A 25,609-nucleotide genomic window follows, 5' to 3' on the forward strand; every position below is an offset into this window, starting at 1 on the left:
GATACAAAGCCGCTATTATAGCGCGACGCCCGCAGGCGATGCCATGAGGCCCCGCCTGCCTGACACTTGAGCAAGACAGATGACCGGGAAATTCGCATGATCGTTCTTCACACCAACTACGGCGACATCACCCTCGAACTCAACCACGAGAAGGCCCCGAAGACTGCGGCCAACTTCGAGCAATACGTGCGTGAAGGCCACTACAGCAACGTCCTTTTCCACCGCGTCATCCCGGGTTTCATGGTTCAGGGCGGTGGCTTTGACACCGACTTCAACCAGAAGCCGACCAACGGCGTGATCGAGAACGAAGCCGACAATGGCCTCAAGAACGACCGCGGCACCGTGGCCATGGCACGTACCATGGATCCTCACTCCGCCAGCGCCCAGTTCTTCATCAACGTCAATGACAACGACTTCCTGAACTTCACCAGCAAGACCAGCCAGGGCTGGGGTTACTGCGTGTTCGGCAAGGTCGTCGAAGGCATGGACGTGGTCGAGAAGATCGAGGCGGTCAAGACCACGCGTCGCGACGGCCACGCCGACGTGCCGGCAGAAGACGTGATCATCACCAGCGCCGAAATCACCGAATAAGCGATTTCCGCTGATCGCGCCTCACCGCGTACCTGCCGCCCGGCCTTGCCTCGTGATATCGAGCGTCAGGCCGGGCGGTTTGCGTTGCTCTCTCACTCGGCCTCTTCCGTCGCCTGCTGCGCATGACGACACCCGCCCCGACCCGTGGACCTGACCATGACTGCCACCACTCTGTTCATCTCCGACCTGCACCTGCAGCCCGAGACTCCCGAGATCGCCCAGGGCTTTCTTGACTACATGGCGCGCCTGGCGACCTGCGAACCTGCGGTGGATCGCCTCTACCTGCTGGGGGATATCTTCGAGGTATGGGTCGGCGATGATTATCGCGACGACTTCACCCAGCGCATGAGCGAGGCCATGCAGCGCGTCTCGGCCCGCGGCACCAGGCTCTACTTCATGCACGGCAATCGCGACTTCCTTATCGGCGAGACCTTCGCGGCCGAGGCCGGCGTGACCCTGCTGCCCGACCCGAGCGTGATCGAGCTCGACGGCGAGCGCGTGCTCCTGATGCATGGCGACAGCATGTGTACCCGCGATGAGGCTTACATGAAGTTTCGTGCCATGACGCGCGACCCTCAGTGGCAGGCACAGATTCTGGCCATGCCGCTGGAGCAACGACTGGCGCTGGCCCAGTCACTGCGCATGCAGTCCGGCGAGACCAATAGCGAGAAGGATGAGGCGATCATGGACGTCACGCCCGAGGAAGTGGTTCGCGAGATGCGCGAGCACGGCGTGCGCACCCTGATCCACGGCCACACCCATCGCCCGGCGGTACATGAACTCGAGATCGATGGCGAAGCGGCGCGCCGCATCGTGCTGGGCGACTGGCGCCCCGATACTGCCTTCGACATCATTGCCTGCGGCCAGGGACCGACCCTGCGGGAATTCGCATTGCCATTGTGTGATGCGATCACCCACGGCTGATCGCCTGCAACGCCCATGAAAAGCCCCCGTTGCCTTGAGTGGCAACGGGGGCTTTTCCTTGTCCAGCCTCGGCTTTCGAAGCGACTGGCGCCGTTCAGAGCCTGCTCAGCCCGGAGCGCCGGGCGTGCGCATCAGGCCGGCGATGACGCCTTGCGACGCGCACGCCCTTCCACCGCCTCCACCAGCTGATGCCACCCCAGTACCGCGGGTGCATCCGTTGCCGGCAGCTCATCCAGCAGTGCCTTGAGGCGCTCGCAGCGCTCGGTATCCTGCGCATCGACCAGCCTCAACCAGGCAGCGAGCCCCATTGCTTCATGATGCGGATTTTCCTGCTCGATGGAGTAGGCCAGGCCCTGCTCGATCAAGGAACGCACCTTCTCGCTCGGCAGACCTTGAGCGGCACGCAACGCGGCCACCAGGTAGCTGACCTCTGCCAGATAGAAGGAGTTGCGCTCCTGAGCCACCAGCAGCACCTTCTCCATGTACTCTTCGGCCGCCGAATGCTCACCCAGCGCCATCACGGCATCCATGTACCAGAGATTGGGCCGCTGATGCCGCTCACGCCCGGTCAGCTCGGCGAACTCGTTGATGCTGGACTGCAGCATCGCGAGCCCGTCGCGGTCGCCGTTCATCGCCCGCGCCCAGCCAAGCACGCCATGCGCCGCCATGTGCCAGAGGTGCAGATCCGCGGAGCGGGTCAGCTCCAGCGCCCGCTCGGCACGCTGGGTGGCCAGATGGGTATGCCCCAGCTGACGATAGAGCGAGGTGGAGAACATCAACGCCATGGCCAACGAGCCCGGCTGACCGATGGCCTCCGCCATGCGGATGGCCGCCTCGGCCTGCTGCTCGGCCTGCACGTAGTCAAAGCGCAGGCAGGACGTCCAGCTCTGCAGACATGCCGCTGCCACCTGAGGGTGATCACTGAACGGCAACCATTCGAGCACCATGGGATTGTGGACCGGATCGATCTCATCGAGATGCTCACCTGCCACGCGTACGCGACCGGCCCAGAATTCGCAGTGTGCCCGCGCATAGTCGGCCAGACGACGATAACGCCCATCCGACAGCTCTTCCGCCAGATCACTCAGGCCCGAGGCCAGCGCGAAGGCATCCGCATGCGCATGGCGCTCACTGCAACCGACCCACAGTCCCCACTTCACGATGAAGGCCTGCTCGAGATCCGGCTCATCATCTTCCAGCAGCGCCGGACTGTTGAGCAGATTGCGCGCCTGCACGAAGCTCTCGTGCGCGATGCGGGAACCATGCCCTTCCAGCGCGAAGCCGGACTGGCCGCGCACGGTCAGCAGGCTCACCTCGCGCTCCTCCTGCCCTTCGACATGCTTGAGACACGCCAGACCACTGTCGGCCATCTTGAGCGCGGTACGGTTGGCGCTGATCTTGAGCGCTTCACGTGCCGACAGCTCGAAATAGCGCGCAGCACGACTGAAGTTCTGTGACTTGCGCAGATGGACGGCGAAATAGCCGGGGTGACGGCTGATCCAGGCAGGATGCTTGTCCTCGATGAGGGCCACGACCTGCAGGTGAATGCGGCGACGCACATCACGCGGGCAGGACAGATAGGCCGCTTCCTGGATCAGCTGGTGGGTGAACTGATAGTCGAATTCACTATCGTTGCCACAGGCCTCGATGATCTCCAGGCGCTGCATGCTCTCGATGGAACGCTTGAGGCGCCCTTCCTCGAATTCGCAGCTCTGGCGCAGGAAGCTCAGCTTGAAGACACGTCCCAGCACGGCGGCGGCGTGGGCCACATCGCGGCCTTCTTCCAGCTGGTCGATACGGCTGGACAGCAGGCCGATCAAGCCCTTGGGCAGCTCGTCGAGCTGCACCGGACGCCCCTCACGGCGATCCATGTCGAGACGACGACAGATCTCCTGCAGGTAGAGCGGCACACCATCGCAGCGCTCGATGAGCTGGCTGCGCATGCGCGGGCTGAGATGCAGACGATAGCGACGCGACAGATGCGACAGCAGACGCGAGACCTGCATCGGGTCCAGGCGACCCAGCGAGATATGCTGGTCCCAGTTGAGCTTGACGGCAAGGCTGTCGCGGCCGTTGTGACTGGCCGCCAGCATGAAGCCGATGTTGATGGGCAGGCGCGCCTGCAGTCCCGCCAGCACCTTGAGCGACGGTTCATCGAGCCACTGCAGGTCGTCGATCATCATCACCAGCGGGCGCAGGCTTGCCGACTTCTCGATCACCAGATGCAGCACACGCTCGACCGTCTCGCTGCTCTGGATCAGGGATTCATCTTCCGAGGCCTCCTCTGCGGTCCCCAGCACCGCATGGAAGGAGCGACGCACGTCCTCGTCGAGAGCCTGCAAGGCCTCGGAGGATTCAAATACCTGTTCGACGCCATCACGATCCACATGACCATCGAGGCGCCAGCGCATCAGGGTACGCACCACGCTGTAGGGTTCCAGCTGCGAGAGGCGAGTCGTCGGCATCCAGCACAGGCCCACGTCCTGACTCTGTTCGAGCTGCCGGAAGTTGACCATCAGGGCCGACTTGCCCATGCCGGAGTTGCCGCTGACCAGCACGCTCTGACGCAGCCCGATACTGGCACGCGCCAGCGCATCGCGCAGACGGCGCAGCTCGCCTTCACGTCCGATCAATGTCGGCAGTGACGCCTCACGATGCCCCACGCCGCTGCTCAGGACCAACGCGCGCAGACGCACCCGTCCGTCCGCTGCCAACAGGCGTGACGTGAGACGTGGTTGCAGATCCAGTGCGGGAGGCATGTGCTGACTGGCCTCCTGGGAAATCACCAGCTCACTGCCTTCGGCCGCCGTCATCAATTCCAGGGAATACTGGGTCACCTGGCCAAGCGGGTCGGCCAGCTGACGCTCCGGCAGATAGATGACCTGCCCGGAGTGGAGACCCGCCGACAGCGAGAAGACCGGCGGCTTGCCTTCGCCATCCCAGATCCGCTCGATCTCATCCGGCATCGCCTTGCTGCAGTGCTCATAAAGCGCCACGAGCTCTGCCAGCTGATGGGCCGGGCCATGCGTGCCGAAGCACGCCAGGCCGACGCCACCCGTGGCACCCGGCAGCCAGAAACCGCCCAGGTGGTGGCATTGCTGCTCCAGCCAGCGCAGCAGCTCGATCTGCAGGGTCAGACTGGCGCGGGCCCAGACGCGATCGCGATGACTGTCCTTGACGCTGAGGCGAATCGCCATGACCGACAGCTGACGGTGGTCGATCTCATCTTCACGCAGCGGCGCGCTGTCCAGCGACAGCGTGCGAGAAATGGCGCCCTGCGGCGTGAGCGCGCCCATCTGCTCGCTCTTGCCATCGGACCAGTAACGCGCCAGCTGCAGGAATCCCGGATCAGGCTGCTGACCGGAGAGTGCCAGCTGTTGCAGGAAGGCATTGAACTGCTCATGCGCCGCAGCCGACTGACCATCTTCCGCGAGCTGACGTACCAGGCGTTCATGGAAGGGGCCATATCCGGAGAAGCGGCTCACCAGGGTCCGCAGCACGTCGTCCGGGACCGGCTCATCGGTCGCCAGTACTCGCTCGGCATACTGGATGACGCGCTGACGCCATTCGCCGCGTACCTTGATCATCCAGCGCTGGAATTCCGGGCACTGGGTCAGGGCAAGCTCTTCGACGAGATCGCCCCGGTAGAGTCCCAGCACCTCGTTGAGCGTCGCCACCGAGGGCGGCGCCAGCAACAGGCCGTTGAGCTCGTCGAGATCCAGTTCCCAGTAATCCGGTATCGACAGCGCGATCGTCTGACGTGAGACCGTCAGAAGATTGTCGGCCTCCTCCCCCAGGCTCTGACGCAGACAATGCAGGGCATGGCGCAGGTTGGTGCGGCCCGAGGACAGCCCCTGATCCGGCCATAGCAGCTCTGCCAGCCCCGCCCGCGAGACGGCCTGATCATGCAGCAGAAGATGCAGCAACAGTGCCTTGACCTTGTCGTAGCTGAACTGCGTCAGCGTGTCATCGCCCAGGGTCAGCTGGAAATGTCCCAGCAGCGCCAATTGAGCTTGACCAGATGTTTCCTGCGTCATGTGTCATCCATTTCAAAGTCGCGAACGAAACGCCAGCCCAGCCATGGCGCCGGAGGTCCCCTGTTCTTGAGCCTTGCCTTGTGTCTGTACTGCCTCAACTCACCTGGCTTGAGGCGTTTTCCACCCGATTCGTGACGGGGATGCCGCTGTGGAAACGGAAGCTGACATCAGGACGCTCGATCAGCTCCTTCTCCACCGCACGCAGTACCGCAAGACGGGATTCCAATGGTTCCTTGCTGTAACGCTCGGCCAACATGAGGTAATCCTCATAATGGCGTCCCTCAGACTTAACCAAAGTGCGATAGAACTTTGCAAGCTCGGGCTCAAGATACGGGATCAGACGCGCGAATCGCTCGCAGGACCGCGCTTCGATCAATGCCCCGATCAGCAGGATATCCACCAGCCGCTGAGGGTCTTCCTTGCGCACCTGCTGACGCAGTCCTTCTGCATATCGGGAAGCCTTGATATGACGATAGACGATTCCACGCCTTTCCATCAGTCCTACCACCTGCTCGAAGTGCAGAAGCTCCTCTCGAGCCAGCTGTGACATCTTGCTCAGCAGCAAGGGGTGGTCCACATAGCGGTACATCAGACTCATCGCGGTGGAGGCCGCCTTCTTCTCGCACTGCGCGTGGTCGATCAGCAACAGCTCAGGATTGTCGAGCGCCGCCTCTACCCAGGCGTGCGGTGTGCGGCAACCGAGAAAGGCCAGCAGGGAGTCCGGCAGCAGTGCATCGGTATCCTCGTTGCTCGGCCCCTGCGGCGCCTTGATGACGCGTGAAAGCTCATGGGCCATCCGAGCGTCATGCTCATCCGTCGCGAAACGCTCGCGGTCAGTCATCAGGGTCATGCCATCGTCCATCATGTCAGTCTTTTCTCTTGCCAGCGTCATCCTGCGTTGCATCAGGAGGATGACCTGCCGGACTCACTTCATTATTGGCCCGCTTTGCCGCTTCCACCATGATTTCATCGTTTATTCGCGAAAAAAGCTGTTCCGGCTCAAGTTCTTCGCCGCCACTGCACGGCGTGATGCCATAGGCAGAGAGGTCACGGATTCTGGTGCGTCCCACCCGCAGGAGCTCCACCGCACGTGACAGCGCCGACTGATCCTCACGAAAACGAATCCGGTGGCGCGTCAACTGTTCCGCCAGCGCCGCCTCGTCATGCACGTACAGCCAGCGCCCGGCGACGTCACTGCGCAGCGCATCCAGCTCGCGCATGCGCTGCGTGCGCTGCTCACTGTCATACCCGAACCAGTCGAGGATCTCCTGGTCATGGCGCTGGCATCCACGACAGACGTTGTCACCCACCGTGGTGGAACACACCCCGACGCAGGGAGAAAGAATACGGCTCATGCTGCCCTCGGCTTGCGGCGAAATTTCAGGAAAAAGGATAACAGCATCATACCGTGCGCCTGCTGAGCTCGACAGCGGTGCACGGAGACCGCAAGGCTCGAGTCACCTCGACGCGACATCGGGCGATGCGTGCCGCGCCATGCCTGAAGCGCGACAAAGAAATGCAATATCAAGCTGTTAAGGTCGAAATGGCGCCCTGGATGACGACCAAAGTCTCAGCCCCCGCACGGGGGTGCTCCTTAACATTGTCGACAAAGTTGAGTAGACTCGCGTTCGCCCCGTAGCGCCTGATTCGCTCGCAATAAGACGCTTGAATTACCCGCAAGAAGCCTCGGGATGTCTCTGCCGGTTCGCGTGACGACTGGCACACGCATCTCGACACGATTACAGATGAGGGTCTCCCACGTGCTTGAAGCCTACCGTCAACAGGTTGAAGAACGCGCCCAGCAGGGCATCCCGGCGAAGCCGCTGAATGCAGAGCAGACCGCTGATCTGGTCGAACTGCTCAAGAATCCGCAGGCCGGTGAAGAAGAGTTCATCCTCGACCTGTTCACCAATCGCATCCCGCCGGGCGTCGATGAAGCCGCTTACGTCAAGGCTGGCTTCCTGACCGCCATCGTGCGTGGCGAAGCTTCTTCACCGCTGATCGACAAGACCCACGCCACCAAGCTGCTCGGCACCATGCAGGGCGGCTACAACATCGCCACGCTGGTCGAGCTGCTGGACGACGAGTCCATGGCCAAGGAAGCCGGCGAACAGCTCAAGCACACCCTGCTGATGTTCGATGCCTTCCACGATGTCGCCGAGCGCGCCAAGGCCGGCAACACCGTAGCGCAATCCGTGCTGCAGTCCTGGGCGGACGCCGAATGGTTCCTGTCAAAGCCCGCCCTGGCGGACAAGATCACCCTGACCGTCTTCAAGGTGCCGGGCGAGACCAACACCGACGACCTGTCCCCGGCGCCTGACGCCTGGTCACGTCCGGACATCCCGCTGCACGCCAACGCGATGCTCAAGAACCCGCGTGATGGCATCATCCCGCAGGAAGAAGGCGTCATCGGCCCGCTGGCCCAGATCGAGGAAGTGAAGGCCAAGGGCTTCCCGGTCGCCTACGTCGGCGACGTGGTCGGTACCGGCTCCTCACGCAAGTCCGCCACCAACTCCGTGCTGTGGTTCTTCGGTGACGACATCCCGAACGTGCCCAACAAGCGCGCTGGCGGCTTCGTGTTCGGCAACAAGATCGCGCCGATCTTCTTCAACACCATGGAAGATGCCGGTGCCCTGCCGGTGGAAATGGACGTCGAGAAGATGGCCATGGGCGATGTCATCGACATCTACCCGTACGAAGGCAAGGTCTGCCGTCACGACACCGACGAAGTCATCTCCACCTTCTCCCTCAAGACTCAGGTCCTGCTGGACGAAGTGCGTGCTGGCGGCCGTATCCCGCTGATCATCGGTCGCGGTCTGACCGACAAGGCACGTACCGAGCTGGGACTGGAAGCGTCTGACGTCTTCCGCCTGCCGGAGCAGCCGAAGGACACCGGCAAGGGCTTCACCCTCGCGCAGAAGATGGTCGGCAAGGCCTGCAACATGGAAGGCGTGCGTCCGGGCATGTACTGCGAGCCGAAGATGACCACCGTCGGCTCCCAGGACACCACCGGCCCGATGACTCGCGACGAGTTGAAGGATCTGGCATGTCTGGGCTTCCAGGCCGACCTGGTGATGCAGTCCTTCTGCCACACCGCCGCCTACCCGAAGCCGGTCGATGTCGAGACTCACCACACCCTGCCGGACTTCATCATGAACCGCGGCGGCGTGTCGCTGCGCCCGGGTGACGGCATCATCCACTCGTGGCTGAACCGCATGCTGCTGCCGGACACCGTCGGTACCGGTGGTGACTCCCACACCCGCTTCCCGATGGGCATCTCCTTCCCGGCAGGCTCTGGCCTGGTGGCCTTCGCCGCCGCGACTGGCGTGATGCCGCTGGACATGCCGGAATCCGTGCTGGTGCGCTTCAAGGGCAAGCGTCGCCCGGGCATCACCCTGCGTGACCTGGTCCACGCCATCCCGCTGTACGCCATCAAGCAGGGCCTGCTGACCGTCGACAAGTCCAACAAGAAGAACGCCTTCTCCGGCCGCATTCTGGAAATCGAAGGTCTGGAAGATCTCACCGCAGAGCAGGCCTTCGAGCTGTCTGACGCCTCTGCCGAGCGCTCCGCCGCAGGCTGCACCATCACGCTGTCCGACGAAAGCGTGACCGAGTACCTGACGTCCAACATCACCCTGCTCAAGTGGATGATCGCCAACGGTTACGGCGATGCCCGTACCATCGAGCGTCGTATCGCCGGCATGGAAGAGTGGCTGGCCAACCCGAGCCAGATGCGTGCCGACAAGGACGCGGAATACGCCGAGATCATCGAGATCGACCTCGACGAGATCGATCAGCCGGTGCTGTGTGCCCCGAACGACCCGGACGATGCGCGTCTGCTGTCCGACGTGGCCGGCCAGAAGATCGACGAGGTCTTCATCGGCTCGTGCATGACCAACATCGGTCACTTCCGTGCCGCCGGCAAGCTGCTCGAGAAGCAGCCGGCCGGTAGCCTGAAGACCAAGCTGTGGTTGGCACCGCCGACCAAGATGGACCAGCACCAGCTGACCGCCGAAGGCTATTACGGCATCTACGGCCGTGCCGGCGCGCGCATGGAAATGCCGGGCTGCTCACTGTGCATGGGTAACCAGGCACGTGTGGCTGCCAAGTCCACCGTGGTGTCCACCTCCACGCGCAACTTCCCGAACCGTCTGGGCGACGGCGCCAACGTCTTCCTGGCGTCTGCCGAACTGGCCGCCATCGCCGCGGTCATCGGTCGTCTGCCGAGCGTCGAGGAGTATCAGGGCTACATGGGCGAATTCGATGCCATGGCCGGCGAGATCTATCGTTACCTGAACTTCCATGAGATCGAAGAGTTCCAGAATGCCGCCTCCAACGTGATTCCGGTCACTCAGGAAGCCTGATCAGGCGAGGCGCCGGGCTCCAATGTCCGGCGCCTCTCTGGACCGCAGCCGTCACTGGTCACGCCAGAGCTGCCAGCGAGACAACGAAACGGGCCGCCCCATCAGGGACGGCCCGTTTTTTCATGCCTGGCGTTCTCGCCCGCCGCCCGAGACGGCCTGACGACCTGCTCGGCCTAGAACTTGTAACCGACAGAGGCCGTGAAGGCATCTACCTGATAGTCGCTGTCGAAGTCATAACGCTCGTATTCGGCACGGATCAGGAACGGATCGAGATTGACCTGGGCACCGGCACCATAGACCGGGTCGAAGCCGTCATTGTCCTTCAGGTCGACACTGGAATCGCCCAGATTGCCGTCGACATCGGTTTCCCACTTGGCCATGCCCGCCTTGGCGAACAGCGAGAAGTACTGGCCGATCGGCAGGATACCCACCACGTTGACGCCGTAGGCCTTGGACTTGAGATCGGTATTGCCGAAGTCATTGCCCTTGAGCTGAACGGTCCCGAGGTCCGTATAGAAGGCTTCGGTGGCGAAGTACGGGTTGTACTGATAGCCCACGAAGGCCTTGTAGACGTTGTCGTCATCATCCACGTCGAAGTCATCGCTGCCGGAGTCGATGAAATCGCCGGCCTCATCGGAATCATCGTTCTTCAGGCTGGAAAAACCGGTACCGGCACCGATATAGAGCCCTTCGGTGGCATTGCCTGCCGCCTGGGCGTGTCCACTGAGCGCCAGAGCGAGAGCGGCGAAGGAAACGGTGGCCAACGGGGCGGCCAGAAGACGTGACTTGCTCATGTGTTGCTCCTTGATCCAATGGGCGGCACAGGCGGATACCTGCCAGAGGCAGTCTGGTTCAACGTCGCCTGCCATGGGTGCAGGAGCATCGTGGTAGATATCGAACGGTGTTTCAAGAGTGGCGTTTTCACTACTTCCCACGTCGCCAGTCAGCAACATGCCCTCGTGACCCTCCCGTCCCTCGCTTGCACGCGCCCGAGGCCCGCTTAGCCCTTCGCACAGGTGCAAAGCCTTGGCGTATCGGGCATTCTCGACGTTGTGGCATTGCAGCAATCGCCAGCGCTCCGTCCCCAAGCGACCCTCACCGGGCCGCCCAGCACAAGGAATCCGACATGACGCACTCCCTCTCCACCCCCGATCTCTGCGATGAGTTCCCTGATGTGCAAGTCCTCGAGCCCCTGTTCATCAACTACGGCGGCGTCGAGTCCTTTGGCGGCGAAGTCGTGACCATCAAGTGCTTCGAGGACAACTCGCTGGTCAAGGCGGCGGTCGCGGAACCCGGTGCAGGGCGCGTGCTGGTCGTCGATGCCGGTGGCTCGATGCGCTGCGCCATGCTGGGCGACATGCTCGCCGAGCAGGCCGCCAAGAGCGGCTGGGCCGGCGTGATCATGTATGGCTGCATCCGTGATGTCGACGAGATCCACGCCACCCAGCTCGGCGTGCAGGCACTCGGCTGCTATCCGCGTCCCAGCATCAAGCGTGGCGAAGGCCAGCGCGATATCCCGGTCACCTTTGCCGGTGTCACCATCGTGCCGGGCGACTTCCTCTATGCCGACAACAACGGCATCGTCACCTCGAAGGAAGCGCTGATTCGCACCCAGCCGACGCCCTGACCGGTTCCCGACCACCGGTCGAACCGTTCAAGCCCCCAATTAAAACGCCCCCGCAACCGTTCTGGCTGCGGGGGCGTTTTCCTGTCAGTCGTGTCTGTCTCAGCGCACGCTGACCGGCTCACCTGCTGCAGTGTCCTGGCGCTCGGCGACCGCATCATCGGCACGCGCGAAGCGATCCACCACGGCGGCGCAGGCCGCGTCACCGGTGATGTTGAGCGCGGTACGCGTCATGTCGAAGATACGATCCAGCGCGAACAGCAGCGGCAGGCCCTCGATGGGAATGCCGGCCGCCAGCAGCACGGCAACCACCAGGAACGACGGCCCCGGCACGCCAGCCTGACCGATGGCACCCAGGGTTGCGGTGAACACGATGGCGGCGTAGGCGGAGAAGCCGAGATCGACGTTGAAGACCTGGGCGAAGAACATCGCCACCAGCCCGTAATAGATGGCGTTGCCGCTCATGTTGATGGTCGCGCCCAGCGGCAGCACGAAGGCCGTCGTGGCATTCTTCAGGCCCAGCTCCTTCTCGCAGACTTCCATGTTGACCGGCAGGGTCGCCATGGAGGACGCAGTGGACAGCGCGACGGCCTGCGGCTTCTTCATCACCGACAGGAAGCGACCCAGCGGCACGTCAGAGCCGAACTTGACCACCAGCGGGTAGAACACGAAGCCATAGATGAGGATGGCGCCCATGTAGACGAGGAACAGCTTCATCACCAGGGTCAGCACATCGAAGCCGAAGGTGCCGACGGCATCCGCCATCAGACCGAAGACGCCGATCGGCGCGATCAGCATCACCACATTGATCATCCACACGAAGGCCTCGATGACGGTATTCAGGCCTTCGATCAGCGGCTTGCCACGCTCGCCGGTCTTGGACAGGCCAATGCCGAGAAACAGGCAGAACACCAGAATCTGCAGGATGTTGGCATCGGTGAGTGCGCCGAAGATATTGGTCGGCACCATGCCCAGAATGGTATCCATCACGCCCGGCACGCTGCCCTTGTCGGCGTAGGCGTTGGAGAACATGCCCTTGGCGCTTTCCAGATCCACCCCACTGCCCGGCTGGAACACATGCCCCATCACCAGCGCCAGCATCACCGCCACGGCTGAGGTGAGCATGAAGAAGGCGAAGGTGGAGAGACCGATCTTGCCGGCAGAAGGGCTATCGCCCAGATTGGCGGCTCCCGACACGATGGAGACCGCGATCAGCGGTACCACCAGCATCTTGATCAGGTGAATGAAGAGCTCACCGAGTGGCGCGAACATCGCGGCGCTCTCGCCCATGTAAGCGCCTACACCAGCGCCCAGTATCATGGCGATGACTACCTGGACGCCGATGTTCTTCCATAAAGACTGTTTCACGTTACGACTACCTTGGATTGTGTCTGAAAGGTCGGTTGTTGCGTGCCACCGCATTGCTGGCTACCGGTGAGGCCTGCCGTCATGGTCACCATGGATGCATGGTCACCATGGATTCATAGCCACCATGGATATTGTGGTCAGCGGGGTGGCTGGGATTATAAATGACTGCCTTTTCCACACGAGGCAGGATGATCATCATTTAGTCGCGGATTCGAGATCATTTTGTTGCTATTTGTTACGAACTGACATGCTTCTGCCGGTTTCTACACCATTGGTCTAGTGTCGCGAGCTGACCATCCATTCAGTTTTCGGGCGAGAAAATGAAAAGCGCCCACCGCACATGATGTGCAGTGGGCGCTAGATCAGCCGGCGACTGGCGCCAGCATCTGGTAGTACGCCAGCTTAGGGCCTCTCACTGGGTCAGATACCGAGGCTGAGCATCACATCCGCTCGCGAGCGGGATCAGGCCAGTTCCTTGTCCGCCAGCATGAACCAGGTTTCCAGCACGGAATCCGGGTTGAGGGAGACGCTGTCGATGCCCTCTTCCATCAGCCACTTGGCCAGCTCCGGATGATCCGACGGCCCCTGGCCGCAGATGCCGACGTACTTGCCCTGCGCCTTGCAGGCGCGGATCGCCATCGACATCAGCTGCTTGACCGCCGGGTTACGCTCATCGAAGAGGTGAGCGACGATGCCGGAGTCGCGATCCAGCCCCAGGGTCAGCTGGGTCAGGTCGTTGGACCCGATGGAGAAGCCATCGAAGTGCTCGAGGAACTGATCCGCCAGCAGCGCGTTGGTCGGCAGCTCGCACATCATGATGACGCGCAGACCGTTCTCGCCACGCACCAGGCCATTCTCGCCCAGCAGCTTGATGACCTGCTCCGCCTCGCCGGTGGTACGCACGAAGGGCACCATGATCTCGACGTTGGTCAGCCCCATCTCGTCACGCACACGCTTGAGGGCACGGCATTCGAGATCGAAGCAGTCGCGGAAGGTGTCGGACACGTAGCGCGAGGCGCCACGGAAGCCCAGCATCGGGTTCTCTTCGCCCGGCTCGTACATCTTGCCGCCGATCAGGTTCTCGTACTCGTTGGACTTGAAGTCCGACATGCGCACGATGACCTTCTGCGGGTGGAAGGCGGCCGCCAGGGTGGAGATGCCCTCGACCAGCTTGTCGACATAGAAGTCGACCGGACTTGCGTAGCCGGCGGTACGCGCATCGATGGTCTGCTGCAGGTCGATGGGCAGGGTGGCGTAGTCAAGCAGCGCCTTGGGGTGCACGCCGATCATGCGGTTGATGATGAACTCGAGACGCGCCAGGCCCACACCGGCATTCGGCAGACGCGAGAAGCTGAAGGCGCGGTCCGGGTTGCCGACGTTCATCATGATCTTGAACGGAATCTCCGGCATCTCGTTGACGCTGGTGACGGTGCGGTCGAAGTTGAGGATGCCGTCATAGACATGCCCGGTATCGCCTTCGGCGCAGGAGACCGTCACTTCGCGGCCTTCGGCGAGCACCGAGGTGGCATCGCCACAGCCGACGACGGCCGGAATGCCCAGCTCACGCGCGATGATCGCCGCGTGGCAGGTACGGCCGCCACGGTTGGTGACGATGGCGGAAGCGCGCTTCATGACCGGCTCCCAGTCCGGATCGGTCATGTCGGTGACCAGCACGTCGCCGACCTGCACCTTGTCCATCTGCTCCGGGTTGTCGATCACGCGCACTGCGCCCTGGCCAATACGCTGGCCGATGGCACGTCCGGTGACCAGAGTGCGGCCCTTCTCGCGCAGCTGGAAGCGCTCGAGGTTGCCGCCCTCTTCCTGGCTGACGACCGTTTCCGGACGCGCCTGGACGATGTAGAGCTTGCCGTCGTCACCATCACGCGCCCATTCGATGTCCATCGGACGCTGGTAGTGCTTCTCGATGATCATGGCCTGGCGCGCCAGTGCCTCGACATCGGCATCACTGATGCAGAAACGATGACGCTCCGGCACCGGCACGTCGACGGTCGCCACGGAACGCCCGGCGCTGGTGTCGTCGGTGTAGACCATCTTGATCAGCTTGGAGCCCAGGTTGCGGCGCAGTACCGCCGGGCGGCCGGCGGCCAGCGTGGTCTTGTGGACGTAGAACTCGTCAGGATTGACCGCGCCCTGCACCACGGTCTCGCCCAGACCCCAGGAGCCGGTGACGAAGACGGCGTCGCGGTAGCCGGATTCGGTGTCCAGGGTGAACATCACGCCGGAAGCGGCCGTCTCGGAGCGCACCATCTTCTGTACGCCGGCAGACAGCGCGACCAGTGAGTGATCGAAGCCCTTGTGCACGCGGTAGGAGATGGCGCGGTCGTTGAACAGTGACGCGAACACCTCGTGAACCGCACGCTTGATGTTGTCGAAGCCTTCGATGTTGAGGAAGGTTTCCTGCTGACCGGCGAAGGAGGCATCCGGCAGATCTTCCGCGGTGGCGGAGGAGCGCACGGCAACCTTCAAATTCGGGTGCCTGGCCTGCAGCTCGGCATAGGCACGTTCCATCTCGGCCTCGAAGGCCGGCGGCAGCGGCGTATCGATGATCCACTGACGAATCTCGGCACCGACGCGCGCCAGTTCGACCACGTCATCCACATCGAGAGCATCGAGGGCGGCATTGATACGCTTGTCGAGGCCTTCGTGAGCCAGAAACTCGCGATAGGCAAAGGAGGTAGTCGCAAAGCCGCCGGGCACGGTGACACCGGCATCGGCCAGATTGGAGATCATCTCACCGAGCGAGGCGTTCTTGCCGCCAACGCGATCAACATCGTTCATGCCGAGCTGATCGAAATCGACGACGTATTCGGATGTGGCTTGCTGTGACAAGGGAACCCCCTGGTACCAATGGATGGAAACGAATGACCGATGGAGGACGTTGAACCGCCTTCCGCTCAGCAATGACGCCACCCTAACAAGCTCTCTCTAGTATTAGCCATTGGTCTAACCGGCTAGTCAGTGGAGGAGGACTACAACCCTGAGACTGTTTCAGGCGTTCTGTCGCCATCGTCGCCGAACATGTCGACAAGCCAGAAACGGCCGCTACAGGAATGTAGTCATGGGCCGCTTTGCCGGAGAACGGGAACACGAGATTTCCCATATCGCACCACTGGCCATCCGCCGGATATTGCAAGCACGACAGTGAACGCCGACACTTGGGACTTCACGAGACGACACCCTGCGCCGGGTTGTGTCTTCGATTCGTTCTTCACGAGTGCCCGTCATGACCCGAACCGCCTTCTTCATTTCCGATGGAACCGGTATCACCGCCGAGACACTGGGACGCAGTCTGCTGGCCCAGTTCGAGAACACCGACATCCGCATGGTGACCAAGCCCTACATCGACTCCTCCGAGAAGGCCACGGCGCTGGTCAAGGCCATCGAGAGCGCCCACGCCACGGACGGTGAGCGCCCCATCATCATCGACACCATCGTCGATCAGGACATCCGTGACATCATCTCGGAATCCTCCGGTTTCAAGGTCGACATCTTCTCCACCTTCCTCAAGCCACTGGAAGAGGAGCTGGATACCCACTCGTCCTACAGCGTCGGCAAGACCCACTCCATCGGTCAGGATGATGTCTACATGAACCGCATCGATTCGGTGCATTTTGCCCTCGACAACGATGATGGAGCGCGCACCCACCAGTACGACAAGGCCGACGTCATCCTCATCGGCGTCTCACGCTGCGGCAAGACCCCGACCTCGCTGTATCTGGCCTTGCAGTTCGGCATCCGCGCGGCCAACTACCCGCTGACCGAGGATGATCTCGACGAATCCGGCACCCTCAAGATGCCGGCGTCACTGGCGCAATATCGCCACAAGCTGTTCGGACTGACCATCGACCCGCGCCGCCTGGCTGCCATCCGTACCGAGCGTCGCCCCAACAGTCGCTACTGCTCGATCGACCAGTGTCTGCAGGAAGTCGAGCAGACCGAGGCGCTGTTCCGCCGCTCCAAGGTGCCCTACATCGATACCACGCGCTTCTCGATCGAAGAGATCTCGACGCGCATGATCGCCGAGACCGGCCTGGCACGCCGCTTCTCACCGCGCTGATACCCGGCGCTACGTTACGCCCCCAACAACACACATCGACCACAACAACCCCCTACTCACGCAGGAAGTCTCCCCATGTTCCACACCAACCACTACTTCGACGGCCAGGTGGCCTCCATCGCCTTCCAGAGCGCAGATCTGCCTGCCACGGTCGGCGTGATGGCCATCGGCGAATTCGTGTTTTCCACCAGCCAACGCGAATACATGACCCTGATCAGCGGCGACATGCAGGTACTGCTGCCGGGTGCGGAAGAGTGGTACCAGCTTGCCGCCGGGGAAAGCTTCATCGTCGAAGCCAACCAGAGCTTCGAGGTGCGCACCACGGTCGAGTCCGCCTATCTGTGCAAGTACGAAGACGCTTAAGGCACTGGGAATAAGCCGCCTAAGGCACTGGGAATAAGCCGCCTGAGGCACTGGGCAACAGCCGCCCAAGGCACTGAAAGCCAGACATGAAGAAGCCGCCGTGCCCTCAAGCACGGCGGCTTCTTTCGTCACGACGACTGCTTCTCGATATCAGGCTCAGACGCGTCGCCTGAGCACGGAGCGCAGCGCCAGATAACTGATACCGCCCATCAGCAGATAGCTTGCCGCCACCCCGGCAAAGATACCGACCACACCGTGAAGAGCCCCCCCAAGCCAGGCCAATGGCACCAGCAGAGCGAACAGTCGCACCAGCGAGAGTGTCATCGCCCGGCGTGGCTCGTGCAGCGCATTGAGGCTGGAATTGGCGAGGATGATCACGCCCTGGGCGCCGAGTGCGGCGGGAATCAGCCACAGGTAGGTGACCACCAGCTGCGCGACTTCCGGGCTTTCAGCGAAGCGCGCCGCGATCCACTCACCGCCAAGCCCCAGCCCCAGCCAGACCGCCAGCTGCCAGACGAGAATGAAGCCGAGTATGCCGTGGATGGCTCGCCATACCCGCCGGTGCTGCCCGGCACCATCGTTCTGGCTGATGAAGGGTGACAGCGTCATCGAGAGTGCCAGCACCAGAATCAGCGCCAGTGACTCGATGCGTGAACCGATGCCATAGGCCGCGACGGCGGCATGACCATGCTGACTGACGATCCGCGTGACCAGCGCCGTGGCGATCGGCGTCATCACGCTGGTCATGGCCGCAGGCAGGCCGATGGCCCCCACTTCTCGCCATGAGGTGATCAGACGTGTCAGCGACAGCTGATGCAGATCCAGCCGCGCGCGCAGCAATGGCAATGCCAGCAAGCCCAGCGTCATCGCCAGCCACGACAGCACCGTGGCCAACGCCGCCCCCGCAACGCCCATGCCCTGCCAATCTCCGATGCCGAAGATCAGCAGCGGGTCGAGCAGCGCATTGAGACCCCCTGCCGCCGCCATCACCAGCGAGGGCACCAAGGTATTGCCCTCGGCGCGCAGCACGCTGCCCAGCACGCGTGGCAGCAACACGAAGGGCGCCCCGAAGTACCACACCTGCATGTAGTCCTGGATGTGCGGCATCAGGGTGTCATCGGCCCCCAGCAGCCCGAACAGCGGCCCGATGCTGACAAGCCCCGCCACGATCATCATGACGCCCAGCAGCAGCCCCAGCAGACTGGCATCCGTGGCCCGCGCCTTGACCGTCTCGAACTCGCCACGCCCGAGCCTGCGTCCCACCACGGCGGTGGTGCCGATGGACAGACCGATGGCGATGCTGATGACGGCAAAGGTCACCGGAAAGGTGAAGGTGACCGCCGCCAGCTCCGCGGTGCCCAGCTGGGCGATGAACCAGGCATCCACCAGGTTGAACAGCATCATGGTGACGATGCCGCCGATCACCGGCCCCGTCATGCGGGCAAGCGTCGAGGCGATCGGATCACGCAGCAGATCACGCCGACCACGCGGGGACGGGTTTCTGGCAGAGGAAGAGGACGTGGGGTTGGCAGGCTCAGGCATGCAGGCTCCGGACAGTAAACGGCCCCGTCAGGCGAGCTGCCTGCGGGGCCATCGGGGGCTATCGATCGTACGATCTGTCGTGCAATCCGTCGTGCAGGACGGGCACAGTGTAAGACATCCGCGCGGCGAGAGCAGTTCCCTTGCGGCTCAGGGGCTGCAAACCGGACTAGTTGCCCTGCATGAAGGGCGAGATGACTTCGCCTCCCGACTCACGCCAGGCCGCGAAGCCACCCCCGAGATGGGCGGCCGGCCCGAATCCCATGTCCTTGAGCGACTTGGTGGCCAGCGCCGAGCGCAGTCCGCCGGCGCAGAACAGCACATAACGTCCCTCACGGGCGAAATCGGCACGGTGATAGGGCGAAGCCGGGTCGACCCAGAACTCCAGCATGCCGCGTGGCGCATGGATGGCCCCGGGAATGCGGCCTTCCCGCTCCAGCTCACGCACATCGCGGATATCCACCAGGATCAGGGGTGTACCGCCTGCGCGAGACTCCTCCAGCGCCTGACGCAGCGCCTCAGGCGACAGGGTGTCGATCTCCTTCTCGGCCGCTGCCACCAGCTCACTGACCGGTCGAATCATGGGGTCCTCCTTGCAGATGATATCGTCCTGATGATGCATGCCACTCACCGCCTGCGTGACACCTCACACATCCGCCTCGCCGCAACGATAGAAACGCTGGATGCTCGAGAAATCGAGACGTCCCGCACCCTGGGCGGCATGCTGGGCGAACAGGTTACGCGCCTGGGAGCCCATTGGCACTGCCGATTTCGAGCCCAGCGCCATTTCCCAGGCAAGGCCGAGATCCTTGGCCATCAGGTCCACCAGGAAGCCGCCCTGATAGTCGTTGGACGCAGGTGCCGCCTCCATCACCCCGGGCCAGGGGTTGTAGACGTTGAGCGCCCAGTTGCCGCCGGAGGACTGCTTCATCACCTCCGAGAGCACGGCCGGGTCCAGTCCGTTCTTGACCCCCAGCGCCAGCGCCTCGGCGGTGCCGCTCATCAGGATGCCCAGCAGCATGTTGTTGCAGATCTTGGCGACCTGACCGCTGCCGGCCGGGCCGGCATGGAACAGATTCTTGCCCATCACTTCCAGCAGCGGCACGGCACGCGCATAGCCGTCGGCCTCACCACCGACGATGAAGCTCAGGGTGCCGGCACGTGCGCCACCGACCCCGCCCGACACCGGGGCGTCCATGAAGGTGATGCCACGCTCGGCGGCATGGCGAGCGACCAGACGTGCATCATCCGGCGCGATGGTCGAGGCGTCGATCACCAGTACCGAAGCGTCGAGTGTCGCCAAGAGGCCACCCTCGCCGTCTTCCTTGTCACCCAGATAGAGCTTTCGCACGTGCTGCCCCGCCGGCAGCATGCTGATGACGACGTCAACGCCCTCTGTCGCCTGGCGTGGCGACTCGGCGCGTGAGGCACCCGCCTCGACCAGCTGGCTCATGGCCGACTCGACCAGATCGAAGACCTTCACCTCATGGCCGGCCTTGACCAGATTGAGGGCCATGGGGCCGCCCATGTTGCCGAGCCCGATGAAACCGATGGATGTCATGGCAATGCTTCCTCGTGAACAGGTTCTTGTTGTCATTGGCGTCCGGCGGCATGTCCGCACCTGCCGCCCGTGCTGAAAAGCGCGCTTACAGATCCATCAGCGGATGCTCGTCCTCTTCCCACAGCGGCGCGAAGAAGCCGTCGATGTATTCCTCGGAGACCTGCGCGATCGAGGCATAGGCCCACTGCGGCTGTCTGTCCTTGTCGATCAGCAGGGCGCGCACTCCTTCGGCAAGCTCGGTGCCCATGCAGCAGCGCACCGACAGGGTCAGCTCGTCGCGGAAGGCTTCCGCCAGCGAGGAGTGGCGATGGCGTGCCAGCATGCGAAATACCAGATGCGGGGAACTGGGGCAGCCGGCTTCCAGACGCTCGCGATTGGCGTTCAGCCATGCATTGCAGTCACTGCGCGCCTGGGGATCATCGAGGATCCGCTGACAGGCCTTCAGCACTTCGCGCCCGGCGACCAGCTGCTGAAGATGATCAAAGAGCGGCATGACCTGTCCCGGCGGCGCCAGCTCACGGCGCTCGAACTCGCTCAGCACCTGGCTCAGATGACGCGACGGATGACGCCCGAATTCCCCCTCGCACAGCGCCTGCTTGAGCGCCTCGCGCTGCGCGTCGGGAATCAGACGTGTGGCAAGCCCGAGATCCAGCGCATCGCGGGCATTCAGCTGCGCGCCGGTCACTCCCAGATACTCGCCGATGCCACGCGGCAGGCGATTGAGCAGCCAGCTGGCCCCGACATCCGGGTACAGGCCGATGCTGACCTCCGGCATCGCCAGCCGTGAGCTTTCGGTGACCACGCGCTCGCAACCGCCGGCGAACAGCCCCATGCCGCCGCCCATCACGATGCCGCCGCCCCACACCAGCAGCGGCTTGGGGAAGGTATGCAGCCGGTGATCGAGCCGGTATTCCGCGGTGAAGTAGCGCGTGGCGAAGAAATCCTCCAGCGCTTCAAGAGGGTCTGCGCCTTCGCTGGCAGGCGCCGTGGTCATCGCCTGATAGAGCGCCACGATATCGCCACCGGCACACAACGCACGCTCGCCGGCGCCTTCCAGCCACACCATGGCGATGCTGCTGTCCAGCTCCCAGGCATCCAGCTGGGCCTCGATGCGCTCGATCATGGCCAGCGACAGCGCATTCAGCGAGCGCGGCGCATTCAGGCGCATGATACCCAGCTGCTTGCCGTCGCGGGCGCGACGCGTCTCGAACACCACGGGCGCCTCGACATCGGTCGCGGCCTTGGCAGTGACACCTTCTATCTGGCTCATGAGCGCCCTCCTCCCTTCACCTCTTTCTGATGCGAGACCCACTGCGGTGCACGCTTCTCCAGGAAGGCACTCACGCCCTCCTTCTGGTTGGGGTCATCGAACAGCTCGACGAACAGCTCGCGTTCCATGCGCAGGCCATCGCTCATGCCGCGATGGCGAGATGACATGATCAACGCCTTGCAGCGCGCCACCGCACTCGGGCTCTGGTTGGCGACGCTCTCGGCCATCGCCAGCGCGCGCTCCAAGCTCTGGCCGGTCTCGACCACCTCTTCGGCCAGCCCGATGCGGCCGGCGGTCTCGGCATCCACCTGCTCACCACACAGGATCATGCGCTTGGCCCAGCCCTCCCCGACCAGCCACGGCAGGTGCTGGGTGCCGCCCGCGCACGGCAGCAGACCGACCTTGGCCTCCGGCAGCGCCAGTTTCGCCTGACGCTCGACGATACGGATATCGCAGGCCAGCGCGCATTCAAGCCCACCGCCCATCGCGTAGCCGTTGACGGCGGCAATCGTCACGCCGGGGAAGTTGGCCAGCCGCTCGAAGGCCAGCCCGAAGCGGCGCGCCATGGTGGCGGCCACGCCCTTGTCACCGTCGGCGAAGGTCTTGAGATCGGCGCCGGCGGAGAAGAACCTGTCGCCCTCACCGGTAATCACCACCGCACTGACGCTGCCATCGCCCTCCAGCTCATCGAGCAACTGCTCCAGCTCGATCAAGGACGCCTCCGTCCAGGTGTTGGCCGGCGGATTGTTGATGGTGACACGGGCGATATGACGATCCTTCTCGAGAACGAGGCATGGCCCTTGATTGGATGACATCACGTAACTCCCTGAAAAGGTGGTAACCACTGACGAATTGAAGTGGAGGCGCCGTTACGCCAGCGACTCGATCATCCCCGGCGTCAGAAGACGGCGCGCGATGATCAGACGCATGATCTCGTTGGTGCCTTCCAGAATCTGGTGCACACGGGTGTCCCGCACCAGCCGCTCCAACGGGTACTCGCGGATATAACCGTAGCCGCCATGCAGCTGGAGTGCCTGATTGCAGACCTCGAAGCCCATGTCGGTGGCAAAGCGCTTGGCCATCGCACAGTGGGCGCTGGCCTCGCCGTCACCCTCATCGAGCTTGAAGGCCGCCAGTCGCACCAGGGTGCGTGCGGCGGTCAGTTCGGTGGCCATGTCGGCCAGCTTGAACTGCAGGGCCTGGAACTGCGCCAGCTCGCGCCCGAACTGCTTGCGCTCGCCGAGATAATCCCGCGACAGCTCCAGCGCCTTCTGGGCCGCGCCCAGCGAGCAGGTGGCGATGTTGATGCGTCCGCCATCCAGCGCCTTCATCGCGAAACGGAAGCCCTCGCCCTCCTCGCCCAGACGATTGCCCGCCGGGACCCGCACGCGATCGAAGCTCACCAATCGGGTCGGCTGGCTGTTCCAGCCCATCTTGTCTTCCTTCTTGCCGTAGCTGATGCCGTCGGCATCCGCTGGCACCACGAAGGCCGAGATACCCGCCGCGCCGCTGTCCGGCTCGCCGGTGCGCGCCATCACCACCAGCACGTCCGTCGCCCCGGCACCGGAGATGAACATCTTGGAGCCACTCAGGTAGTAATCATCGCCGTCACGCTCGGCGCGGGTGCGCAGGCTGGCGGCATCACTGCCGCTGCCCGGCTCGGTCAGGCAGTAGGAGCCGAGCTTGTCGCCCGCCACCATCGCCGGCACCCACTGCTCGCGGCACTCGTCACTGGCGAAGCTCGCGATCATCCAGCCGACCATGTTGTGGATGGTGATGTAGGCGGTGGTCGAGATGCAGCCGGTGGCCAGCTGCTCGAGAATGATGGAGCTGTCCAGACGCGGCAGGCCAAGGCCGCCGTGCTCCTCGGGGACATAGAGCCCCATGAAGCCCGCCTCACCCGCCTTCTTCAGCGTCTCGATGGGGAAATGGGCCGTGGCGTCCCACTCGGCGGCATGCGGGGCAAGCTCGGCATCCGCGAAGGCACGCGCGCCCTCCTGCAGGGCACGCTGGTCATCGGTCAGCGAAAAGTTCATGCAGCTGCCTCCTGTTGTCCTTGTTCTTTATCTCCAGGCCCGCCGAGTCCTCGGCGGGCTTGTGAAGAGAGCCATCAGCGGTCTTGTGAAGAGAGCCATCAGCGCATCTGAATGGAGAAGTTGGGCTGATTGCCCTCGGCCGGCGCATCATCGAACCAGCGCGCCGTCACCGTCTTGGTCTCGGTATAGAAGCGCACCGCCTGCTTGCCATAGGCATGCAGATCGCCGAAGAAGCTGCCGCGCCAACCGGTGAAGGAGAAGAACGGCAGCGGCACCGGAATCGGCACGTTGATGCCGACCTGGCCCACCGCGATCTCGTTCTGGAAGCGGCGTGCCGCCCCGCCGGAGCGCGTGAAGATGGAGGTGCCGTTGCCGTAGGGGTTGTTGTTGATCAGCTCGATGGCCTCGGACAGATCCGCCGCCTCCATGCAGCACAGCACCGGCCCGAAGATTTCCTCGCGATAGAGCACCATCTCCGGCGTCACCTTGGAAAACAGGCACGGCCCCAGCCAGTTGCCGTCGGGATAGCCCGCCACCGAGATGCCGCGACCGTCCAGCAGCAGCTCGGCCCCTTCCTCGACTCCCTGCCCGATCCAGCCCGTCACGCGCTCCAGTGCCTGCGGCGAGATCAGCGGTCCGTAGCTGGCGCCCTTGTCATTCCAGGCACCGGGGCGCACCTCGGCCAGCGCATCACGCACCCGCGCGATCAAGGCCTTCGAATCACCGACGAAGACCGCCACCGAGATCGCCATGCAGCGCTGACCCGCCGCACCGACACTGGCCCCGACCAGCGCATTCACCACCTGGTCCGCCGGAGCGTCCGGCATGATCACCATGTGGTTCTTGGCACCCGCGAAGCACTGGGCGCGCTTGAGGTTGTCAGTGGCGGTACGATAGATGTGCTGCCCCACCGGTACCGAACCGACGAAGCTCACGGTGCGCGGTGTCTCGTGGGCCAGCAGGTGATTGACCTGATCGCGCCCGCCCTGCACCACGGTCAGGATGCCCTCGGGCGCTCCCGCTTCCATGAACAGCTCCGCCAGACGCAGCGTGGTCAGCGGTACCTGCTCGGAAGGCTTGAGCACGAAGGCATTGCCGCAGGCGATGGACAGCGGGAACATCCAAAGCGGTATCATGGCGGGGAAATTGAACGGCGTGATCCCCAGGCAGACGCCCAGCGACTGGGTCACGGAGTAGCTGTCGATGCCGGTGGCGACGTTCTCCACCGTCTCGCCCATCAGCAGACTCGGAATGTTGGCGGCATGCTCGACCACCTCGATGCCGCGCCAGACATCGCCCTTGGCGTCCTCGAAGGTCTTGCCCAGCTCATGGGAGATGATCTCGGCCAGCTCGTCATGGTGCTGCTTGAGCAGATGCTGATAGCTGAGCATCAGACGGGCACGGGTCGGCACCGGGGTGTTGCGCCAGCGCTGGAAGGCCTGCTCGGCATGCACCAGCGCCTCGTCCAGTTCGCTGAGCGGCGTCAGTGGAACACGCGCCACTTCAGCGTTGGTAGCCGGGTTGGTCACGCTCAGGTGCTGATCGGCGGCGCTTGCGACAAACTGGCCATTGATCAGCTGTGGCAATACCAGTGGTGCGCTGTCACCGGCGACGACGGCGCGCAGTCGTGACAGCAACTCAAGCGAGCCATTTGCGGACGTGAGGGTAGTCGAAGACATGACGTGGCATTCCTGTGTCTGTTGTTATTGGGTGAAGGACGGCGTGTCAGCAGAGCCGGAGACGTCAGCCAGAGCCATCTTGCCGAAAGCGGCAAGCCGACATTGCGATCTGACTCAACCTAGCATCTGCTTGGTTGGCTGCAAATACTATTACCCTTTACGTTAACGTAAACAA

19 protein-coding genes are annotated in these 25,609 nt (G+C 63.2%); 6 read left to right on the forward strand and 13 right to left on the reverse strand.

Annotated features, from left to right (window positions below):
- Window positions 1-96 precede the first annotated feature (96 nt).
- Window positions 97-591 (forward strand): peptidylprolyl isomerase, encoded by a 495-nt coding sequence (locus ACZYGA_RS01685; RefSeq protein WP_043331309.1) that lies wholly within the window; start codon window positions 97-99, stop codon window positions 589-591.
- A 156-nt stretch (window positions 592-747) separates the two neighbouring features.
- Window positions 748-1,515 (forward strand): UDP-2,3-diacylglucosamine diphosphatase, encoded by a 768-nt coding sequence (locus ACZYGA_RS01690; RefSeq protein WP_084209638.1) that lies wholly within the window; start codon window positions 748-750, stop codon window positions 1,513-1,515.
- Window positions 1,516-1,646: 131 nt separating this feature from the next.
- On the opposite strand, the gene ACZYGA_RS01695 is transcribed toward ACZYGA_RS01690, so the two are convergent.
- The 3 genes from ACZYGA_RS01695 to ACZYGA_RS01705 form a co-directional block, all read right to left on the reverse strand.
- Window positions 1,647-5,552 (reverse strand): ATP-binding protein, encoded by a 3,906-nt coding sequence (locus ACZYGA_RS01695; RefSeq protein ID WP_404625109.1) that lies wholly within the window; start codon window positions 5,550-5,552, stop codon window positions 1,647-1,649.
- Between the two features lie 94 nt (window positions 5,553-5,646).
- Window positions 5,647-6,348, reverse strand: coding sequence for a MiaE family protein (locus tag ACZYGA_RS01700; RefSeq protein ID WP_077375606.1), 702 nt, complete (start codon window positions 6,346-6,348; stop codon window positions 5,647-5,649).
- Window positions 6,349-6,418: 70 nt separating this feature from the next.
- On the reverse strand, window positions 6,419-6,862 hold the full coding sequence (locus ACZYGA_RS01705; RefSeq protein ID WP_375782204.1) for a DUF1289 domain-containing protein: 444 nt from the start codon (window positions 6,860-6,862) through the stop codon (window positions 6,419-6,421).
- A gap of 450 nt (window positions 6,863-7,312) precedes the next feature.
- Between ACZYGA_RS01705 and acnB the strand changes: the two genes are divergently transcribed.
- A complete protein-coding gene (gene acnB, locus ACZYGA_RS01710; protein ID WP_303565536.1) occupies window positions 7,313-9,916 on the forward strand; it encodes a bifunctional aconitate hydratase 2/2-methylisocitrate dehydratase in 2,604 nt (867 codons plus the stop codon).
- Between the two features lie 173 nt (window positions 9,917-10,089).
- On the opposite strand, the gene ACZYGA_RS01715 is transcribed toward acnB, so the two are convergent.
- Window positions 10,090-10,710: a porin family protein gene (locus tag ACZYGA_RS01715; protein WP_077374780.1), complete on the reverse strand. Its 621-nt coding sequence runs from the start codon at window positions 10,708-10,710 to the stop codon at window positions 10,090-10,092.
- Window positions 10,711-11,042: 332 nt separating this feature from the next.
- On the opposite strand from ACZYGA_RS01715, the gene rraA reads away from it, so the two are divergent.
- Entirely contained in the window at window positions 11,043-11,543 is a 501-nt protein-coding gene (gene rraA / locus ACZYGA_RS01720) for a ribonuclease E activity regulator RraA (RefSeq protein ID WP_404625107.1), read from the forward strand.
- A 99-nt stretch (window positions 11,544-11,642) separates the two neighbouring features.
- Here the strand turns inward: rraA and ACZYGA_RS01725 are convergent, their stop codons facing one another.
- Together ACZYGA_RS01725 and ppsA are read right to left on the reverse strand one after the other, a co-directional pair.
- On the reverse strand, window positions 11,643-12,908 hold the full coding sequence (locus ACZYGA_RS01725; RefSeq protein ID WP_218015147.1) for a dicarboxylate/amino acid:cation symporter: 1,266 nt from the start codon (window positions 12,906-12,908) through the stop codon (window positions 11,643-11,645).
- Between the two features lie 462 nt (window positions 12,909-13,370).
- The gene (gene ppsA, locus ACZYGA_RS01730) at window positions 13,371-15,758 is read right to left on the reverse strand and encodes a phosphoenolpyruvate synthase (protein ID WP_255304432.1); all 2,388 of its coding nucleotides are present in this window, start codon (window positions 15,756-15,758) and stop codon (window positions 13,371-13,373) included.
- Window positions 15,759-16,152: 394 nt separating this feature from the next.
- Here ppsA and ppsR point away from each other — a divergent pair, with 394 nt between their 5' ends.
- Window positions 16,153-16,986: a posphoenolpyruvate synthetase regulatory kinase/phosphorylase PpsR gene (gene ppsR / locus ACZYGA_RS01735; RefSeq protein WP_077374789.1), complete on the forward strand. Its 834-nt coding sequence runs from the start codon at window positions 16,153-16,155 to the stop codon at window positions 16,984-16,986.
- A gap of 75 nt (window positions 16,987-17,061) precedes the next feature.
- Window positions 17,062-17,349 carry a pyrimidine/purine nucleoside phosphorylase gene (gene ppnP / locus ACZYGA_RS01740; protein ID WP_077374792.1) on the forward strand — a complete coding sequence of 96 codons (288 nt, stop codon included), beginning with the start codon at window positions 17,062-17,064 and terminating at the stop codon, window positions 17,347-17,349.
- 156 nt (window positions 17,350-17,505) lie between these two features.
- On the opposite strand, the gene ACZYGA_RS01745 is transcribed toward ppnP, so the two are convergent.
- From ACZYGA_RS01745 to ACZYGA_RS01775, 7 genes are all read right to left on the reverse strand, one after another.
- Window positions 17,506-18,891, reverse strand: coding sequence for an MATE family efflux transporter (locus tag ACZYGA_RS01745; RefSeq protein ID WP_404625104.1), 1,386 nt, complete (start codon window positions 18,889-18,891; stop codon window positions 17,506-17,508).
- Window positions 18,892-19,057: 166 nt separating this feature from the next.
- Window positions 19,058-19,471, reverse strand: coding sequence for a rhodanese-like domain-containing protein (locus ACZYGA_RS01750; protein WP_404625103.1), 414 nt, complete (start codon window positions 19,469-19,471; stop codon window positions 19,058-19,060).
- Window positions 19,472-19,534: 63 nt separating this feature from the next.
- The gene (mmsB, locus tag ACZYGA_RS01755; protein ID WP_084208097.1) at window positions 19,535-20,449 is read right to left on the reverse strand and encodes a 3-hydroxyisobutyrate dehydrogenase; all 915 of its coding nucleotides are present in this window, start codon (window positions 20,447-20,449) and stop codon (window positions 19,535-19,537) included.
- A gap of 85 nt (window positions 20,450-20,534) precedes the next feature.
- On the reverse strand, window positions 20,535-21,719 hold the full coding sequence (locus ACZYGA_RS01760; protein WP_077374801.1) for an enoyl-CoA hydratase/isomerase family protein: 1,185 nt from the start codon (window positions 21,717-21,719) through the stop codon (window positions 20,535-20,537).
- Window positions 21,716-22,534 (reverse strand): enoyl-CoA hydratase, encoded by an 819-nt coding sequence (locus ACZYGA_RS01765; RefSeq protein WP_077374805.1) that lies wholly within the window; start codon window positions 22,532-22,534, stop codon window positions 21,716-21,718. The genes ACZYGA_RS01760 and ACZYGA_RS01765 overlap by 4 nt, the downstream gene beginning before the upstream one ends.
- 54 nt (window positions 22,535-22,588) lie before the next feature.
- Entirely contained in the window at window positions 22,589-23,755 is a 1,167-nt protein-coding gene (locus ACZYGA_RS01770) for an acyl-CoA dehydrogenase family protein (RefSeq protein ID WP_136938721.1), read from the reverse strand.
- Between the two features lie 98 nt (window positions 23,756-23,853).
- Window positions 23,854-25,434 carry a CoA-acylating methylmalonate-semialdehyde dehydrogenase gene (locus ACZYGA_RS01775; protein ID WP_136938722.1) on the reverse strand — a complete coding sequence of 527 codons (1,581 nt, stop codon included), beginning with the start codon at window positions 25,432-25,434 and terminating at the stop codon, window positions 23,854-23,856.
- Between the last annotated feature and the right edge of the window lie 175 nt (window positions 25,435-25,609).

It is taken from the genome of Cobetia sp. BL01 (assembly GCF_056493605.1).